The organism is Streptomyces sp. NPDC001868 (genome assembly GCF_040297125.1).
Lineage (GTDB): Bacteria > Actinomycetota > Actinomycetes > Streptomycetales > Streptomycetaceae > Streptomyces.
Window position 1 is genome coordinate 189,379 of the sequence record NZ_JBEOYO010000001.1, and the last position, 16,725, is coordinate 206,103.

Below are 16,725 nucleotides of genomic sequence, written 5' to 3' on the forward strand. Positions count from 1 at the left end.
GGGTTTCATGGTCAGGCCGCGTTGGGGAGTGGGCGTCCTCCCCAACGGATGCCCTTCTCGGAGCGGATGCGGGCGCGTTCTTTGCGCTGGGCGGCCAGTACGTCGGGGTGGCGGGCATTGGCGTTGCGCCAGCGCAGGTAGCCGTGCGGCAGGCGGGTCTGGACGGTGTGGTTCGGGTGGTTGGAGTTGGCCAGTGTGAACTGCCTGAGCGGTCCGAAGTGCGCCTCGATCGGGTTGGCCCAGGAGGCGTTGGTCGGGGTGAAGCACAGCTTGACCTTGTTCTTCCGTGCCCACTGCCGGATCGTGCTGCCCTTGTGTGCGGAGAGGTTGTCCATGATCACGTAGATGGGGGCGCCGTCCGGCCGCGCTGCCCGGATCGATTTCAGCGCGGCCAGGGACTGGGCGGCGCCCTTGTGACGGCGGTTGATGCCCCACAACGTGTCGTCGCCGACCGAGTAGCAGCCGTGGAAGTAGGTGACTCCGTGGGTCCGGTGGTAGGTCGCCGGAACCCGGTCGGGCCGGTCTTGCTTCGCCCAGCAGGAACCTGCGGTGAGGCGGATGCCGAGCGGTCCGAACTCGTCGAACGCGAAGACCCGGTCGGGAAAGTGCTCAAGGACCTGCTCGATCCGGTCCAGCTTGGCGTCCCGCTCAGGATCAGTGGATTCTTTCCACGTCTTGGTCCGCTGGAAGGTGATGCCACGGCGGGCCAGCAGGCAGCGCAGGGCCTCGCGGCCGATGCGGATCACCCGGCCGTGAACGCGCCGCAGGTAGGCGACGAGTTTCCGTAACGACCAGCGGGTGAAGGGCTGGCCGAGCTTGGCCGGGCGGGTAGTGGCCGTCGCCACGACGAAGGCTACGTCGTCAGGGCTGAGCAGGCGGGGACGGCCTCCCGCCCACTGAGACGTCTCACGATGCCAACTCGTCAAGCTGCTGCGGCCAGTTCGGAGGGAAAGGCGATGTGTTCGTCGAACAGTTCGCCTGCCTGAAGACAGTGGTAGAGCTGGCCGATCATGCGGTTGAACAGGTGACGTTGGGCTGCCGCGTGCCAGTCCCCTTGCTCGCGTCGGCGCCGGTAGTGGGCATCCGCTCCGGGAGAGGACCGCAGAGCGGAGAAGGCCCACAGGTAGCCGGCATGGTTGAGCCGGTCGTTCTTGACCATGCGACGTCCCACGTGGTGTTTCTTGCCGGACGCGCGGGTGACGGGGGCAGAACCTGCATAGGCCTTCATGCCACGGGCGTCGACGAACCGCTGGCGGTCATCGCCGATCTCGGCCAGCACCCGGGCGCCGAGCTGGACCCCGAGACCGGGGAAACTCAAGATGACTTTGGCGTCCGGGTGTTGGACAAAAGCCTCCTCGACCGCCTCGGCGAGCTCGTCAGCAGCAAGGCAGGCGGCTTCCAACTGCCGGAGGAGGGCGAAGGCCTGCTTGCCGAGCGCGTCTTCGACCAGCTGCGGCTGGCTCGCGTAGTCACCCCGGAAGACCTCGCGGAGCCGGTCGGCCTCGGCTTCGATGCCGCGGCTGCGCCCAGCGCGTTTGAGTGCGGACCGGAGCTGGGCGCGGGTGAGCCGGGCGGCCTGGCTCGGGGTGGGGGCGAGCTTGAGCAGTTCGCGTGCTTCGGAACGGCACAGGCCGTTGGTCCATCCGGCGAAGGCGTCCAGGGCGGCAGGGTAGTACTCGCGCAGCAGCGAGCGTAGCTGGTTGGCGATCTGCTGCCGGTTCCAGGTCGCGTCCTGCTGGGCGCGTGCGAGGACGGCAATGGCGCGTGCAAGGTCGGTGTCGGCCGGCAGCGGCCGGTGAATAGGCATGTCGGTGCGCAGGATGTTGGCCAGCACCAGAGCGTCGCCAGGGTCGGACTTCTTGCGCGAGACGCCGTGCCGGTCGCGGTAGCGGGCAGCGGCCATCGGATTGATCGCGAAGACCTTCCGATTGCCCTGTCGCAGAGCCGCGACCCGAACGTTCGGCGTGCAGGCGATCGCGGTGGAGGACCTGGACTTCGGTGCGGAGAAGACCCGGGAGAAACACGGCCGCCGCAAGCGCTTCCGGCAGCTGATCTCCGGCATGCCCACCGGCAAACTCCGCGCCCGGCTGGCCTCGATGGCCGACATCACAAGTGTCGCGGTCATCGCCGTGGACCCGGCCTACACCAGCCGCTGGGGCGCCCAGCACTGGCAGAAACCCCTCACCACCACGACGCGTAAGACCACTCGCCACGACGCTGCTGCCGTGGCGATCGGAAGGCGCGCCCAGGGACACCCGATCCGGCTGGGGGCACCTCCCAGGCCCTTAAGGCACTGGGGGAGGACGACACCGCCCCCTGCTCACCGGAGAGATGAGCAGGGGCATCGGACCGTCCAGGCCAGACCGGAGGTTCCTGGACGTGAGGAACCCCGCCCCCGCATCCCCGGACCACGGACACGATCCGTCGGGCCCGGTTGCGGAGTGAACGCGGGCAACCAGAACGCCCAACACCGTCCGGGGCGTTCGGCCGAGCATGAGACCTGGCAACAGGACTCACTCCCGCTCAGTCCCTAGGAACGGTAAGGACGAGTACCTCTCCGACGGCGTACAGCGTGCCCTCGGTCGCCCGCCGCGGACCTTCGCCGAGTTCGCCAAGTCCACTGCTTCCGGGGGCGGTTGGCCGTCGTAACCGCCCAGCCGGAACTGATGCTACCGGGCAGACGGATTCCGCAGCGGCGGAGACGAGGGTGGGGTGGCCCGTTGATGCCAGCCGTTCCAGGTGTGCCGCGAATGAGAGCGCACCGCTGGCCACTTGCCATCGTCACGGACTCTGCACAGACCGTAGCCATCCACGATGCGCTTTGGTCTACTGAGTGTCGTGTCCCCTATGGACGATCAGCGGGAAACCCTGATAGAGCATGCCTTCATGGCAGCGGCCGGGTCTGCGGTCCTTCTTGCCTTCTGGGTTGTCTGGGACTGGCCGTGGCAGCTGTTGCTGTTCCTTGCCGCCATCCTGGTCGTGACCGGCGTTTGGATCACCGCCACCTCTGCCGCCGACGCAGAGCGCGAATCACAGCGGCGGGAGAACAGCCGCTGGATCTTGATGGCCTGGGCGGACCGTAACGGGTGGAGTTGCGGAGCCGACTTGGCCGCGGTCACCGCCAGCAGCGCCGAACCCACCCATGAGGAGCGCTGGGAGCTGCCGGCGAGCCCGCACTTCCGCGGCGAGCTGTTCGCCGTGGGCCGCCGGGACGGCGTCGAGGTGGGCATCGTCTGCTCGACCGAGGACGCGGGCGAGATAGGGACCGCGTGGCTGACGGCGGTCGTGGTCCGCCTGCCCGAGGAGCGGCCGTCGACACGGTTGCGCGCCCGGGAGATACGCCGGCTGGGTCTGCCGGCGAACGTGGAGTCGGTGAAGTCGGTCGGCCGGGAGCTGTGTGTGAGGTACGAGGGCTGGCCCGGAAAGTGGACGCCGTTGGACGAGCAGGTCGACGCGGCCGTTCACCTGGCGGAGAGCCTGGGGAACGCCTGAAGGCACGCTCCCGCACTGACGGCCCAGTGCTTGTCGCACAGTGAGGGGTGCCCCGCAACGTGGTCACGTGCGGGGCGGCTTCCGTCGGACTGCGGTCCGATCGTGAGCTGACGGACCCTGCCCAGCCGTGAACAACTGGGCCGCCCGCAACGATGAGCCTTCCCGGGCCGGACGGCCGGCCCGGGCGGGCGGGCGGGGCAGGTCAGCGCAGTCCGGCGAAGAGATCGTTCTCGGGTATGGCCGCGCCGGTGGCGTCCTGGACACGTACGAAGGTCTCCATCCCCATCAACTCCCCGAACCTCTCCCTGCCCATCTTGAGGAGGAAGATGTTCTCGCCCTGACTGGCGTGCGCGGCCAACGCGTCGAACTTCTGACCGCTGAACGCGGTGGTGTCCACCCACGTGGTGACCTCGTCGTCGGGGAGGCCGATCTCGGCCATCGCGGCGGCCTCGGCAGGATCCGGCTCCGGCATGTCCTCACCGAACTCGCGCATGACTTCGCCGAACCGCTGCACCATCGAGCGGGGCATCGTGGTCCAGTACACCTTCGGTGTCAGCTCGGTCATCTCCAGCGCCGCCATCGTGATGCGGTGGGCCTGGATGTGGTCGGGGTGGCCGTAGAAGCCGTTCTCGTCGTAGGTGACGACCACATCAGGTCGGTAGTGCCGCATGAGTTCCGCGAGCCGGGCCGCGCCTTCCTGTACGGGGGTCTGCCAGAAGGATCCGGGTGCGTCGTTGCCCGGCCAGCCCGCCATCCCGGAATCGGCGTAGTCCAGCGTCTCCAGATCGCCGACCTTCAGGACTTCGCAGCTCGCCTCGAGTTCCTGACGTCGCATCAAGGCGACCGCCGCCGGATCGTGCCCGGGATCGCCCGGCTTGACACCCCCCGGCCCGTCACCGCAACCGCCGTCGGTACACGTCACGAGAACCGTACGGATGCCTTCGGCCGCGTACCGCGCGAGGACCCCGCCGGTGCTGGTGGCCTCGTCGTCGGGGTGGGCGTGTACGGCCATGAGCGTCAAGGGCCGGTCAGTCATGAAACAGTCCTCCTGCAGAAGTACGTCTTGGTATCACTTGCTATGTCTTGGTCCGAGTGTGCGGCGGGGCGTACCGCCACCCTGGGGCCCGGATCCAGATGGGGCAGACGACCTGCTGGTCTCCGTGCTCCCCAACCGCGCGGCGCCGGTCCCTCCGTCGATGCAACCATGCCGGACGGACCGGCTGTTCCCGGCGCGGCCCGCATGTCTCAGCTCAACAAAGCCAGTCGACCCCGAAACACTGACCAGGTCGGACCCATGTCGGCATCACCATCGTGTACCGGCAGACCACCGGGGCCTCGAAACGCCGGGCCGACGCTGTCCAGGCCGCCCGCGAGCACGGGATCGTCGACGCTCGCGGAGGCCGCCATCACATACCGAGCGAACAAGGGACACCGGGGCGCGGGCGGCACGGTCCGTCTCCTTTACCGCGCCGACCCGCATCACGAGCCTCGTCCAGGCGTGTCCCCACACTGGACCCCCGGGGCAAAGCAACACGGTTCGCTCCCTTAAACCCGATTGGTCCACCTAGTACAGCAATTTCGTTACCTCGCCCATTTCATCCCGGTTGGGTGCGCTAGCGGCGACCGACGGGCGCCGCCCTAAGGGAAGGCAGCCAATGAAGGGGATTCTCCGGACGGCATTTGTCGTGGCGTCCGTTGTGGGCGCCGCGGTGTTCGGCGGAGTCGCGTCGGCCGACGAGGGCGACACGTTCCAGCGCGATTCCACCACCATCTCGACGTCGAACAACCTGGACCACAACTGTGGCCAGGTCCGCTACGGATTCTGCAACCAGACCAACACCTTCAACCCCGTGGTGAACCTGAGCATCCGCGATCTCCTGCTGGGCAGTGGCGATGACGACGGCGACACCGGCAGTTCCGGCAGCAGCGGTTCCTCTGGCTCTTCGGGCAGCAGCGGCTCGTCGGGCAGCAGCGGTTCCTCGGGCTCCTCGGGCAGCAGCGGTTCTTCGGGGAGCAGCGGCGCCTCGTCCTCGGGCGGCGGCTCCTCCGGCTGAGCACGTCACGGGCGGCAGCCCGCCCATGTCGACGTAACGGAACCGGACCCGGCGAACAACGGAGCGCAAGCGAATGACAGGCTCTCAGAGCAACTCTTCCCGGGTCCGGTCCGGACCGGCCGCGGCGGTATTGGTCTCCGCCGCCGTGATCATGCTGGGGGCCGTGGCCTGGCACGTGGCGGCGGTGTTCCTCGCTCTCGCGCCGGAGAACGGGATCTCACAGACATACAAAGAACAGATCGACGGATACTCCAGACCCACCTTCGCCAGAGACTGGAAACTGTTCGCTCCCAACCCCCTCCAGGAGAACACCGCGGTCTGGGCACGCGTCGAGTCGGCGTCACCCGACGGCCGCCGCCAGGTGAGCGACTGGGTCGACCTCACCGGACAGGACATCGCGGCCATCAGAGGCAACCCCCTGCCGAGCCACACACATCAGAACCTGCTCCGCCGCGCCTGGGAGTTCTACGCGAAGACACACGACCTGCGCGACGGTCGCCGTGTGGACCGGCGCGGCGACCTGTCGGAGCAGTACCTGAAGCGGATCGCGCTCCAGCGCCTCGGTCGCGGAGACGGCGGCGGAACTCAAGCCGTCGCCATCCAGTTCCGGCAGCAGGTGACACCGGTGCGACCACCCCACTGGGACACGCGCGACGCGGGCACCGGTGTCATGGTCCCCGCGGCGGCTCCGGGCGCGCAGCCCTGGTGGCCGGTGAGGGAACACGACTACGAAGGGCTGGGGCTGTGACCAAGCGCCTCACCGCACTCACCGCACGTACGGCCCACCTCCTCGACCTCGCGACCCGGACCCGATTCCCCTACCAGGCCGCCACGATCCGCATCGGCTTCTCGCTTGTCTTCGCCACCTTCCTCATCCGCGAATGGCCCCACCGCCGCACCCTCTACGGAGACCACAGCCCCTGGTCGCGGGAGATGGCTCTGCGCGTCATCGGCGAGGACCAGGCCTTCACCGCACTGGCCTGGTGGCCGGGCCACTGGTGGTTCGAGACCGTCTACCACGGCACCCTCCTCGCGGCGCTGCTGCTCATGGTCGGCTGGCGCAGCCGTGCCATGTCGGGGCTCTTCATGGTCGGTGTGCTGTCCCTGGAGTTCCGTGCCCCCTACCTGGGGGACGGCGGTGACAGCGTCTTCATCACCATGGCGGTCTATCTCGTCCTCATCCGCTGCGGTGAGGTCTGGTCACTGGACGCATGCCGTCGGCGCGCCGGTGCGGAGGACCGGTCCGGTCCGTTGCTGTGGCAGCTGACGGGCGTACTGCTGGGACTGGTGCTCGGTCTCCCCGACTTCGGATGGGCGGGGCTGCTGTGGGCGTTGTGGGCCGGATGCGGTCTGCGGTTCGCGGCCGACCGCTGGTTCCCCCGACACGAGGCCCGGACCGTGCTGGACGGTCTCACGGCCATGCTGCACAACGTCGGGATGCTCATCATCGCGGTGCAGGTCTGCTTCATCTACGCCACCGCCGGCTGGTACAAGATCCAGGGATCGCGCTGGCAGGAGGGCAGCGCGCTGCACTACGCGCTGCACCTGGACCACTTCCGTCCCTGGCCGATGCTGTCCGATCTGTTGGCGGCCGGGATGATTCCGGTTGTCCTCCTCGGCTACGCGACAGTCGCCGTCCAGGTCGCCTTCCCCTTCACCCTCGCCTCCCGGAAGATCAAGAACACCCTGCTCGCGGTGATGATGGTCGAGCACGCCGGCATCGCGGTCGTCCTGGGACTGCCGTTCCTGTCCGCGGCGATGATTGTCTGCGACGCCCTGTTCCTGCCGACCGCGCTGCTGCTTTGGATCGACTCCCGTCTCGACCGCAGAGGTCTTCGACCCGGGAGCGGCAGTGAGGTCCCGGCGGCCGTTCCTTCCATTCCTGAAGGCAGGAGGCCCGAGCCCGCGAAACACCTCGGCCGGTGACTTCAGCGGCAGGCGAGCAGCGACGCGGGGAGTCAGGGGGGGGAGGACCGATCGAGCAGGGCGGTTCTTTGGGTGACCGGGCACGCATGACGAGCGGAAGCGGGTGTCCGTATCGTCGTCCGACCGGGGCAGGCGGGCGTCCATCGGAACTCCCCGCCTCGCAGCCCCTATCGATGCGGCTCTCCGGGACCGCCCCCGCCCAGGAGTTGATGGACGGTTCCGTCCATGTCCAGGTGGAGATTCTCGGTACCAACGGGCACCACCGCGAGGGTTTTCAGGAGGAAGGCGTCCAGGGCTCGCGCCGAGGCTGCCACGACGGCCTTCTCCCTCTTCGGGGACCGGCGCAGCGCGATGAACGTCTTCCTACCCTTTGAGTGTCGTGACGGCCAGACCTGGACGTCGCCGACGCCGGTGAGCCCGTGCTGTCCGTTCAGGAGGAGATCGCGGCCGAGCACCCACCGCACGGTGTCGTCAGCGCCCATGTGGAACGTCAAGGACACCGCGTACGGATCGGTGCACTTGTAACACAGATCGACCATCACGGGCTGGTCCACTCCCTCGGCGACGACCAGGCGGACAAGTATCCGGGACACCACCAGAGTGAGACTGTCAGGTTCTCTCATCACATCACCGCTCGCTGAACCGGTGCCGTCAGGGAGACGCAGGGGACCAGGAGGGGGTAAGTCACCGTGGTGCCCATCTGCGCCAGTCAGGCCTCACGATCCTCAAGGGCGCGCAAAGCTCTGTCATCAGTCAAATGACCCTGAGGTCTTCTACGTTCGTCGTCGGCGTGCGCTGAAACCGCATGGGGGATCGCGACGGTCGAGGCGCGGGCGGTGCCCGGTGACCGCACAGGTCGGCGGGATGACCGTGGGAATCGACCTCGGCGGAGGCATCATCAGCAGGGGCCGGCTCTTCCGCGGCTCCTTCGGCATGGCGGGCGAGATCGGCCACTACCGGGCGGTCCCCGACGGACTCCCGTGTCGACGACCCTGGCGATGAACAACACCTTCTATCACTGGGGCGTCGTCATCATCCCTCCGGACCGGGTTATGCCGACGCCATCCAATTCGAGCGGGCAATCCGTACGGCACCAGCCATGTGTCCCACAACGGCGAGGTCTCTCCGGCGAAGACGGAACTGGCCGCTGTCGAGTTCCAGACCCGCCGGGTCGTGGACATCACGCGACGGCTGCGGACGAGGAAGCAGTGACGAGGGAACAGCGAGGAGGGGACAGCGAGGGGGGCAGCGAGGGGGATCACGGGAGGATCCGGCCGTCCCCTCCCGGTCCGGCGGGCTGGAGAGCGGCGAGCACTGCGGCGAGCTTGCCGCGGCTCGTGATGCCCAGGCGTGGATAGATCCGGTACAGGTGGGCTCCGACGGTGCGGTGTGAGATGAACAGGCGCTGGCCGATCTCCCGGTTGCTCAGCCCTTGTGAGGCCAGCACGGCTATCTGCATCTCCTGGGCCGACAACTGCTCGGCGGTGTTGGCGTGCCGCCGCCGGCTCGACTCGCCGGCGGCACGGAGTTGCTCGCGGGCCATCTCGGCCCAAGGCCGGGCGCCGGCCTGGTCGAACGCGTCGCGGGCACCGCGCAAGGGGTTCCTGGCGTCCACGTTGCGGCGTTGGCGGCGTAGCCAGCGGCCGTGGTGCAGGTGCAGCCGGGCCCGCGACAGCGACCAGCCGGCGGGCAGCGCGGTGAGTGCCGAGGCGTAGCGCTCCTCGGCCGTGTCGTCGGGGGCCAGCACGGCGTCGGTGTAGGCGTGTGCGACCACCATCATCTCCGAAGGCAACAGGCGGGCCAGTTCCGGCAATTCCGCCAGCAGTTCCCGGGCCTGCGGGACAGTGCCCGCGGCCACCGCGGCGTCCGCCAGGTCCGGCGCGAGCAGCCAGCGGCTCACCGAGTGGTAGTGCGGGTCGGCTGGATCGAACGCGCGCGCGAGAAGCTCGTACGCCTCGGTCGTGCGGCCGTCGAAGAGGGCGAGCAGGCCGTCGACCTGTTGTGCCATCACCGTGGCGAACGGCATGCCGGGGAAGAGTGCGTGGGCCCGCAGTTCGCGGATCGTGCGCGCGGCGGCCTCGGTCTCGCCGCGCAGCGCCGCCACCAGGCCTCCCGTCGCCTTCACGCCCAGCCAGACGATCCATTCCCCGGTCTCCTCGGCCAGGGCGAGCCCTTCGCCGGATTCCTCGCGGGCCCGGTCGAGCTGACCGAGGTACGCCCGCGGCCAGCTGCCGGCCAGGGAGCGGGCCAGCAGCCCGAGTCTGCCCTGCGACCGCCACGCGGCGGCCGCCAGCGACAGGTAGCGGGCGGCGCGGGTGGTGTCACCCAGGACCATCGCGCCGCTGCCGAGGAAATGCAGGATCCGGCCGTCCTGGCTGTCCGGTTCGATGGCGTCGAGCCGCGCTATCACCTCGGCCCCCTGTCGGTACGGTTCGGTGTACGCCCGTACCGTCAGCGCGTGGGGGCCGTTCGGATCGGGGTTGCAGCGGGCCAGTTCGGCGGCGGTCTCGGCGCGCACCTGTGCGTCGCCGTCCTGGAAGAAACATCGTGCGGCCGCGCGCCACAGCAGGTTCTCGGCGACGTCCACGCCTCCCGCGTCGTACGCCCCGGCCGCCGTGGTGACCATCTCCCGGATACGTCCTTGCGGTTCGCCCGGGTCGAACGCGGCCTTGTCGGACACGACCATGAGGCGGGCCCGCTCCAGTGGGCCGAGCTCGCGCATGTCGGCGCGGTCCAGCAGCAGCTGGGTGTGGACGCGGTCGTTGATCTCGCTGGCCAGCTCCACCGCCCGGATCAGGATGCCGGTCCGGCGGTGCGCGTCGTGGACGAGGTCGGCCGCCCGGCGCAGGGCCGGGACGGCGGCCGCCGGCTTTCCCCGGGCCTGCGACGCGTCGGCGAAACGCTCCAGCCGGGCGGCCAGTTCCTCGTCCGGGCCGAGCGTGGAGGCGGCCAGGTGGACGAGTTGCCGCTCGGGCATGTCGTCCATCGCCGCCGCGAGGGCGCGGTGGGTGGCCAGCCGGTCCCCCACGGTGGCGCGGGTGTAGATCGCCGAGCGCATCAGCGGATGCCGGAATTCGAGGGTACGGCCGATCAGGGTCACCAGGCCCGCGTCGACCGCCTCCTGCATGGTGTCCACGGGGACCGTCGAACCGGAGAGACGACTCGACACGTCCAGCAGCCGGTTCAGCGGGGCGTTCGGCTCGGCCGCCAGAGCCAGGAGGAACGTACGGCACTCCCGGCTCGCCGAGTCGGTACGCGCGGCGAACGCCTCCTCCAGCCGCTGCGGCAGCGGTAGGTCGTCCGGCTCCGTGGGCACGCCCTTGACCGCCTTGGGCAGCTCGACCAGGGCCAGTGGATTGCCGGCCGCGCGCTCCAGGATGAGGGCCCGCACCGGCGCCGACAGGCCGGGCGCTCCGGCGTCGAGCAGTTCGGCGGCGGCCGTCCTGCCGAGCGGTTCCAGATGGACGTCCGGGTACGCGCTGAGGCTGTCCGACTCGGGGTAGTGGATCCGGGAGGCGACGATGATCAGTATGGGGAGGTCGCGGGTGCGCCGGGCGACGAACCTGAGCACGTCCCGGCTCGAAGAGTCGATCCACTGCAGGTCGTCGACGAGCAGCAGAAGTGGCTGCCGGTCGGCCGCGTCGGCGAGCAGTTCGAGTACGGCCATACCGACCTGGAACATCTGGGGTTCGGTCTCCGTGGCGCTCAACGCGTTGCCCAGCGCCAGCCGGTGTGGGGGCGGCAGGTTCTCGATACCGCCGGCGGCCGGTTGCAGCAGCAGTTGCAGTGCGGCGAACGGAAGCCACAGTTCGGACTCCACACCGGATGCGCTCAGCACCCGGAAACCGCTCCCGGCGGCTTCGGCGCCGACGGTGCGCAGGAGAGCCGACTTGCCGACGCCGGCGGTGCCGTGGACGAGCAGCGCGCCGCCGTGCCCGGCCGCCGTGCCCGCCAACACCCCCCGCAGAGTTCGCAGTTCCTCGTCCCGGCCGATCATCGTGCGCATGCTGGTTCCGGTCTCCGGTCGGTTTCCGACGCCGTTCCACGGCGAACTCCGTGTCATGTTGCGGATTTCCCCCATACAGACCGGGGAGCGCGGCGATGTGTGACAGAAGCCCGGTGTGATGTGTGTCTCGGCTCGACGCGCCTCGGCCATGTGCCGGATCGATGTCCGTGAACCGGTCGCGGCGGGTGTCACACCGGGGGCAGGTGGTCTGTCCTATGGGTGAAAGCGGGCGCGAGGGCCATGGCCTGGTTCTCGTGCTGAAGCCTTGAGGAGGTCCCGACCATGCCTGCAGTGACTGTCGAGAACCCACTGGCCCTCCCCCGGGTCTCCGCGCCCGCCGAGGCCGTCTCCCGCCCCGTGCTCGCCGTCACCACCGCGCCGAGCGGGTTCGAGGGCGAGGGATTCCCGGTGCGCCGCGCCTTCGCGGGGATCGACCACCGGCACCTCAACCCGTTCATTCTGATGGATCAGATGGGCGAGGTGGAGTCAGCGGCCAGCTCGGAATCCCCACGTACGGCCAGTTGTGATGTCACTCTTGGCTACGTCCCGGGCTCGACGTCTGCCCCGACCGGTCACATGCGGATGGACGTGACCGGTTGTCGGGCCACATCAGTGCCAGGCACGGGCGATCAACTGTCCGCGGAGTAGGCGTCGGCAAGGGCCTCGCCGAAGAGTCGTCCGGCGAGTTCCAGGCAGCGCATCCGGGCAGGGGAGAAGTCGTAGGGCATCTTGGTGATCGCTGTGGCGGCACTCATCTCTGTGCCCTCCTCCCCTTTCAGGTCGGCGTCGTAGATCTCGAAGATCTTCTCCTCGGCCGCGTCGAGACCAGCTGCCTCGATGGCCTGATTCAGGGCCATTAGGTGAGCGCATCGCTGTACGGCGAGCTCTTCGACGCGCGGGTCGTCGGGTTCGACGCCGTCGTCGAGAGCGGCCTCGGCCGCCTCAAGACGGTCCTCCTCGGCCCGCAGGTCGGGGTGGGTGGCCAGCACGATGAACGTGCCGGCCTGGATGGCGGCGCCCAGCGGCCCGAAGATCCGTTCCGTGACTAGCAGGGCGTCCAGATCGGAGGGGCGCAACGCTCCCGGGGGCAGGTGGCTGAGCCGGTCCGTGACCAGTTCGGAGAGAAGCCCCAGTGGGCTGCCCACCGCCTGCAGGCGCTGGACAGCCGCGCGCCGACGTTTGATGGCGGCCTCCTGCGCCGCCAAGGTTTCCTCCAGCCTGCTCAGGACCGACTCGATATCCGGGGCTTGGTCCAGGGCTTCGTCTCCGGCTTCGTCCCGGGCTTCGCCGAAGGCGGCCCGCATGTCGTCCAGGCTGATACCGGCATCAGCCATCTTGCGGATCCACAGCAGGCGGGTCATGTCGTCATAGCCGTAGCGGCGGCGGCCGTCCCCACCGCGCTCGGGCTCCGGCAGCAGACCGATCTCGTGGTAGTGGCGGATGGCGCGTGGGGTGATCCCGGCGAACGCAGCGGCATCACCGATCTTGACCTGCCGGGGAGGCGTGAGGGAGGGGTACATCGCAGACAGAGCCTTTCGTGCTGTGGTGCCCCGACCCCACCACATGCCGCTACGGCATGTGCAACAACCCCGTCCAGGTGCCACCGGAGCCAGGCCCTGGCTGCCGCCGGGACCGATCAAGAACGACGAACCATCCGGGAACGCAGAGTGACCATCGGCGGCCAGATCGCTCCCCGCCAAGTGGCCGCCGCTGGAGAATTCCCACGGTTCTGATCCGCTTCTTGTGGTTCGGTAACGGCGAGTGACGGCGCTCAATCCAGCCCGGCCGTATCCGTCCCTATTTGGCGAGTCTGCGGTAACAGATGAGGGTGCAGGCGATGCTGGTGGAGGCCAGGAAGTGGTCGGCTTTGCGTTCGTAGCGACGGTGCAGGCGTCGGCATCCGGCGAGCCAGGACATGGTGCGTTCGATGGTCCAACGGTGGCGGCCGAGCCGCCGGGGTCTCGAACCAGAACTGCTGATCGTCCTGGAACATCAGCTGCCGCATCGCATCTCCCTCTCGAGGAGGGCCTGGAAGGTGTGCGGGGGCCGACCGGTGAGGCGCTGGACGGTGTCGGTGATGCGGTCCTCCGCCCCTCCGGCGATGGCACGGTCCATGCCGGCCAGCATTGCGGCGAACTCCACCGGCACCTGCGTCGTGAGGCGATCGCGCATCTCCTCGTAGGACAGACGGCGGTGGACCACGGCCCGACCGGTGACCTCGGTGATAATCGCGGCGATGTCGTCGTAGCGGAGTGCCTCGGGTCCGGTGAGGACGAGATCGGTGTTGGGCGCTTGCTCGTCGGTCAGTGCGCGGACGGCCACGGCCGCGATGTCCTCGGCGTCGACGAAGCCGACCCGGCCCCCTTGGGTGGCGGTCCAGATGATGCCCTCGTCGCGGATGCTGCGAGCGTGCGCGTGCGTGCCGGTGAAGTTCTGCATGAACCACGAGGGCCGCAGTACCGCCCACTGTTCGAACAGATCGGGCAGGGCCTGGTGCACCGTTCCCACTGCCGGGCCGCCCTCGGGGATGGCCGAGGAGCACAGCAGCACCGCGCGGCGCACGCCGACGGTGCGGGCCTGATGGAGGAACGGCAGCACGATTGCCGCGGGGTCGGAGTCGCCCAGGGGCGGTATGAGGTAGACGCGGTCGACGCCGTCGAGGGCGGCCGCGTGGGTGGTGGGGTCGTACCAGTCGAAGGGGGCCGGCTCGGTGCCGGCGACCGGGGTGGCCCGGCGGCTGGCGGCTTTGACGCGGTGCCCCGTGGCCGTCAGCTGTGCGGCGGTGCGGCTGCCGGTGGTGCCGGTGGCTCCGATGACCAGAGTGGTGCCGGCGGTGGTCATCGGCTACTCCCGGCGAAGTCGGCGCCGGGTTCCTGGACGGCGAGGGGGTTCCAGTAGTCGCGGTAGGAAGTGATGTGTCCGTCTCGAACGGTCACGACGGCGATGTAGGTCATGTCGAAGGGAGCATCGCTTTCCACCAGACGGCCGACACCGCGCATCTCGACCACGATGGTCGCCGGATCGGTGGTCTGGTGGATCCGCAGGTCGGGGAAGTCGTGCAGGTCGATGTGGTCGGGGTAGTGGCGCATGTAGGCGGCGATGGCCTCCTTGCCCTCCAGACGCCGGGGCCAGCCGTCGGGGGCGAAGGGGAACTCCATGAGGCCGTCCTCGGCCCACAGGGCGACCCACGCGGGAATGTCCTTGTCGAGCAGCAGTCGCAGGCTGTGGTGGTAAAGATCCGCCGGGGAGGTCGGTGCGGACATGGGTATCCTCCAGTCATAGAATCCGGACCCTTGGTCCGGTTCAACGATATGGACCACGGGTCCGTTTTGCAATTGGAGGAGCGGCATGCCCGAACGCCAGTCGTCTCGCAAGGACGCCATCCGTAACCGGGATGCCGTGCTCGCGGCCGCCGACGCCCTCTTCACCCGCCGTGAAAGTCCCGAAGACGTCACCATGGCCGACGTCGCGGCTGCGGCCGGCGTCGGCAAGGGCACACTCTTCCGGGCCTTCGGCGATCGCGCCGGGCTGCTCCGCGCGCTGTACGCGGCACGGCTCGAACCGATCAGGCAGGCCGTCGAGACCGGCCCGCCACCCCTGGGGCCCGCGACCCCACCGCGGGATCGCGTACCCGCCCTGCTCGACGCCGTCCTGTGCTTCAAACTCGACAACCGGCGCCTCGCGCTGGCCCTGGAGGAAGGCGGGAGCAGCAGCCCGTACCGGGCGGAACACTACGAGCGGTGGCACAGCCTGCTCCGAGGCGTACTGGAGCAGATCCCCGGCCTGACCGACAGCGACTTCACCGCCCACGCCCTGCTCGCCGCCACACGAGCCGACCTCGTCGAGCACCTGGCCGGAGAAGAGCGTATTCCGCGGGAAAGAATGCGGGCACAGTTGGCGAACTTCGTCACCAGCGTCCTGGCCTCCGGCCCACTGCAAGGGTTGACCGCCGAGGAGTGATCGAGGATCGGGCGAGTCCTTGATCAGTGGGGCCTATCGCAAACGACCCTATGCCCGAGCGAGATCAACAAAAGGCCGCTGGGCCGCCGTCGATCTTCGATCGGTTCTCAGAACCCGTTCTCACGTAAACGTGGTCCGAACCCTCTTCTGAGACTTGTGTTGTACGCGGATTCCAGGCTGTGACTGACACTCAGGACCCCTTGCCGAGCGACGCGGACGAGGTAGAGCTGCACCCCTGCCCCCGCTGTGATGTTCAGCCCGGCTCGCCCTGCCGCTGGAAGGGCGGCGCGGTCGCCGGCGCGTACCACACGGGTCGGTTCACAAAGGTGCCCCGTCTCGCGAAGCTGCTGCGGGTGCAGACCCCGGCCGACCGCGGGCCGGGTCAACCGTGGCGGCCCGGCACCCCGCCCCCCGCCCAGCCGTCGCGGACACCCCAGGCGCGGACATTCGCATCGGGTACGCCCGTTGCTCGCACCTGAGCCAGGAACTCGACTCCCAGCTCGACGCGCTCACCGCGCACGGCATCCCGCGCGACAAGGTGTTCAGTGAGAAGATCAGCACCCGGGTACGGGTGCGCCCTCAGTTCGAACAGGCGCTGCGTACGGCGCGGGAGATCAAGGCACACGCCCCGCACTGCCGGGTCATCATCACCGTGTACGAGATGAAGCGGCTGGGCCGCGACGCCGCCGAACTCACCGCGCTCGCCGACCACCTCACCGCCCACGGTTTGGTGCTGGCGATGCTCGCCGGGCCGCTGCCCGGCATCTACGATCCCATCGGGCCGGGGAAGCTGCTGTTCGCGTTCTTCGCCGCCATGGCGGCGACCGAGCGGGAGAACATCCGGGAGTCCACGCTCGAAGGGCTCGGCACCGCGGCCCGCAAGGGCAAGCACGGCGGCCGACCGCCGGTCATCACCGACGACATGCTGCACACCGTGCTGCGGAGGAGGGCGAACGGCGAGTCCGTCGAGCAGATCCAGCCCGACCTCATCATCCCCACCGGCAAGCGCAAGGGACAGAACCCCTCGGTGGCCGGCGTCTCCCGGGCACTCGCCGAGCACGCCAGGCGTGAGGCATACCCCGCAGCCGTCGAGGCAGCACACGCCGACTTCGCCGCCCTTCAGAACGGTGAAGTCTCCTGTCCGCGCACGGAGACCGAGCCCGCTCAGTGACGAGCGTGCCACGTCAGCGGCTACCGCTAGTTTCCGTTCGGATACTCCCCGAGGGCCGGAACAGCGTCCTCAACGCGTTCGGGACGCCGGACGAGGCGGTGCCGGTCGTCGAGAGG

Annotated in this window: 15 protein-coding genes and 4 pseudogenes; 10 read left to right on the forward strand and 9 right to left on the reverse strand. The window is 69.0% G+C overall.

Annotation, left to right across the window (positions count from 1 at the left end):
* Nucleotides 1–11: 11 nt before the first annotated feature.
* Complete coding sequence (locus ABT147_RS00935) at nucleotides 12–926, reverse strand: IS630 family transposase (RefSeq protein ID WP_351401294.1); 915 nt, start codon at nucleotides 924–926, stop codon at nucleotides 12–14.
* A pseudogene (locus ABT147_RS00940) lies at nucleotides 923–1,954 on the reverse strand (IS110 family RNA-guided transposase); the annotation flags it as partial. The pseudogene ABT147_RS00940 and the gene ABT147_RS00935, both read right to left, overlap by 4 nt.
* A gap of 16 nt (nucleotides 1,955–1,970) precedes the next feature.
* Here ABT147_RS00940 and ABT147_RS00945 point away from each other — a divergent pair.
* Both ABT147_RS00945 and ABT147_RS00950 read left to right on the forward strand, forming a co-directional pair.
* Nucleotides 1,971–2,534: pseudogene (locus ABT147_RS00945) on the forward strand (transposase family protein); the annotation flags it as partial.
* Between the two features lie 352 nt (nucleotides 2,535–2,886).
* Nucleotides 2,887–3,492, forward strand: coding sequence for a hypothetical protein (locus ABT147_RS00950; RefSeq protein WP_351401296.1), 606 nt, complete (start codon nucleotides 2,887–2,889; stop codon nucleotides 3,490–3,492).
* 202 nt (nucleotides 3,493–3,694) lie between these two features.
* Here the strand turns inward: ABT147_RS00950 and ABT147_RS00955 are convergent, their stop codons facing one another.
* Entirely contained in the window at nucleotides 3,695–4,528 is an 834-nt protein-coding gene (locus tag ABT147_RS00955; protein WP_351401298.1) for a PIG-L family deacetylase, read from the reverse strand.
* 649 nt (nucleotides 4,529–5,177) lie between these two features.
* On the opposite strand from ABT147_RS00955, the gene ABT147_RS00960 reads away from it, so the two are divergent.
* The 3 genes from ABT147_RS00960 to ABT147_RS00970 all read left to right on the forward strand — a co-directional run bounded on the left by ABT147_RS00960 (nucleotide 5,178) and on the right by ABT147_RS00970 (nucleotide 7,472).
* Complete coding sequence (locus ABT147_RS00960) at nucleotides 5,178–5,546, forward strand: hypothetical protein (RefSeq protein ID WP_351401301.1); 369 nt, start codon at nucleotides 5,178–5,180, stop codon at nucleotides 5,544–5,546.
* A 73-nt stretch (nucleotides 5,547–5,619) separates the two neighbouring features.
* On the forward strand, nucleotides 5,620–6,294 hold the full coding sequence (locus ABT147_RS00965) for a DUF5819 family protein (protein ID WP_351401303.1): 675 nt from the start codon (nucleotides 5,620–5,622) through the stop codon (nucleotides 6,292–6,294).
* Nucleotides 6,291–7,472: an HTTM domain-containing protein gene (locus ABT147_RS00970; protein WP_351401305.1), complete on the forward strand. Its 1,182-nt coding sequence runs from the start codon at nucleotides 6,291–6,293 to the stop codon at nucleotides 7,470–7,472. The genes ABT147_RS00965 and ABT147_RS00970 overlap by 4 nt, the downstream gene beginning before the upstream one ends.
* Before the next feature lie 167 nt (nucleotides 7,473–7,639).
* Here ABT147_RS00970 and ABT147_RS00975 read toward each other — a convergent pair whose 3' ends face one another.
* A complete protein-coding gene (locus tag ABT147_RS00975; protein WP_351401934.1) occupies nucleotides 7,640–8,011 on the reverse strand; it encodes an SsgA family sporulation/cell division regulator in 372 nt (123 codons plus the stop codon).
* 325 nt (nucleotides 8,012–8,336) lie between these two features.
* Between ABT147_RS00975 and ABT147_RS00980 the strand changes: the two genes are divergently transcribed.
* The gene (locus ABT147_RS00980; RefSeq protein ID WP_502983008.1) at nucleotides 8,337–8,474 is read left to right on the forward strand and encodes an ROK family protein; all 138 of its coding nucleotides are present in this window, start codon (nucleotides 8,337–8,339) and stop codon (nucleotides 8,472–8,474) included.
* Nucleotides 8,475–8,730: 256 nt separating this feature from the next.
* On the opposite strand, the gene ABT147_RS00985 is transcribed toward ABT147_RS00980, so the two are convergent.
* Nucleotides 8,731–11,478, reverse strand: coding sequence for an ATP-binding protein (locus ABT147_RS00985; RefSeq protein WP_351401306.1), 2,748 nt, complete (start codon nucleotides 11,476–11,478; stop codon nucleotides 8,731–8,733).
* A 282-nt stretch (nucleotides 11,479–11,760) separates the two neighbouring features.
* Here ABT147_RS00985 and ABT147_RS00990 point away from each other — a divergent pair.
* Nucleotides 11,761–11,970, forward strand: a pseudogene (locus ABT147_RS00990) (pirin family protein); the annotation flags it as partial.
* 137 nt (nucleotides 11,971–12,107) lie between these two features.
* Here ABT147_RS00990 and ABT147_RS00995 read toward each other — a convergent pair.
* From ABT147_RS00995 to ABT147_RS01010, 4 genes and pseudogenes are all read right to left on the reverse strand, one after another.
* Entirely contained in the window at nucleotides 12,108–12,998 is an 891-nt protein-coding gene (locus ABT147_RS00995; RefSeq protein WP_351401308.1) for a MerR family transcriptional regulator, read from the reverse strand.
* 277 nt (nucleotides 12,999–13,275) lie between these two features.
* Nucleotides 13,276–13,434: pseudogene (locus tag ABT147_RS01000) on the reverse strand (transposase); the annotation flags it as partial.
* 36 nt (nucleotides 13,435–13,470) lie between these two features.
* The gene (locus ABT147_RS01005; RefSeq protein WP_351401311.1) at nucleotides 13,471–14,319 is read right to left on the reverse strand and encodes an NmrA family NAD(P)-binding protein; all 849 of its coding nucleotides are present in this window, start codon (nucleotides 14,317–14,319) and stop codon (nucleotides 13,471–13,473) included.
* A complete protein-coding gene (locus ABT147_RS01010) occupies nucleotides 14,316–14,741 on the reverse strand; it encodes a nuclear transport factor 2 family protein (protein WP_351401313.1) in 426 nt (141 codons plus the stop codon). The genes ABT147_RS01005 and ABT147_RS01010 overlap by 4 nt, the downstream gene beginning before the upstream one ends.
* A gap of 85 nt (nucleotides 14,742–14,826) precedes the next feature.
* Here ABT147_RS01010 and ABT147_RS01015 point away from each other — a divergent pair, with 85 nt between their 5' ends.
* From ABT147_RS01015 to ABT147_RS01020, 3 genes are all read left to right on the forward strand, one after another.
* The gene (locus ABT147_RS01015; protein WP_351401315.1) at nucleotides 14,827–15,438 is read left to right on the forward strand and encodes a TetR family transcriptional regulator; all 612 of its coding nucleotides are present in this window, start codon (nucleotides 14,827–14,829) and stop codon (nucleotides 15,436–15,438) included.
* Nucleotides 15,439–15,617: 179 nt separating this feature from the next.
* The gene (locus ABT147_RS47255) at nucleotides 15,618–15,917 is read left to right on the forward strand and encodes a zinc finger domain-containing protein (RefSeq protein ID WP_502983009.1); all 300 of its coding nucleotides are present in this window, start codon (nucleotides 15,618–15,620) and stop codon (nucleotides 15,915–15,917) included.
* On the forward strand, nucleotides 15,827–16,609 hold the full coding sequence (locus ABT147_RS01020) for a recombinase family protein (RefSeq protein ID WP_351401317.1): 783 nt from the start codon (nucleotides 15,827–15,829) through the stop codon (nucleotides 16,607–16,609). The genes ABT147_RS47255 and ABT147_RS01020 overlap by 91 nt, the downstream gene beginning before the upstream one ends.
* Nucleotides 16,610–16,725: the final 116 nt, after the last annotated feature.

Bases quoted from the DNA above. Each gene is read 5' to 3' on its own strand.
- ABT147_RS01015 (WP_351401315.1), top strand. From the start codon at position 14,827: ATGCCCGAACGCCAGTCGTCTCGCAAGGACGCCATCCGTAACCGGGAT.
- ABT147_RS00995 (WP_351401308.1), bottom strand. From the start codon at position 12,998: ATGTACCCCTCCCTCACGCCTCCCCGGCAGGTCAAGATCGGTGATGCC.
- ABT147_RS01010 (WP_351401313.1), bottom strand. From the start codon at position 14,741: ATGTCCGCACCGACCTCCCCGGCGGATCTTTACCACCACAGCCTGCGA.
- ABT147_RS00975 (WP_351401934.1), bottom strand. From the start codon at position 8,011: ATGGTCGATCTGTGTTACAAGTGCACCGATCCGTACGCGGTGTCCTTG.
- ABT147_RS01005 (WP_351401311.1), bottom strand. From the start codon at position 14,319: ATGACCACCGCCGGCACCACTCTGGTCATCGGAGCCACCGGCACCACC.
- ABT147_RS00965 (WP_351401303.1), top strand. From the start codon at position 5,620: ATGACAGGCTCTCAGAGCAACTCTTCCCGGGTCCGGTCCGGACCGGCC.
- ABT147_RS00985 (WP_351401306.1), bottom strand. From the start codon at position 11,478: ATGCGCACGATGATCGGCCGGGACGAGGAACTGCGAACTCTGCGGGGG.
- ABT147_RS00950 (WP_351401296.1), top strand. From the start codon at position 2,887: ATGGCAGCGGCCGGGTCTGCGGTCCTTCTTGCCTTCTGGGTTGTCTGG.
- ABT147_RS00955 (WP_351401298.1), bottom strand. From the start codon at position 4,528: ATGACTGACCGGCCCTTGACGCTCATGGCCGTACACGCCCACCCCGAC.
- ABT147_RS00980 (WP_502983008.1), top strand. From the start codon at position 8,337: ATGACCGTGGGAATCGACCTCGGCGGAGGCATCATCAGCAGGGGCCGG.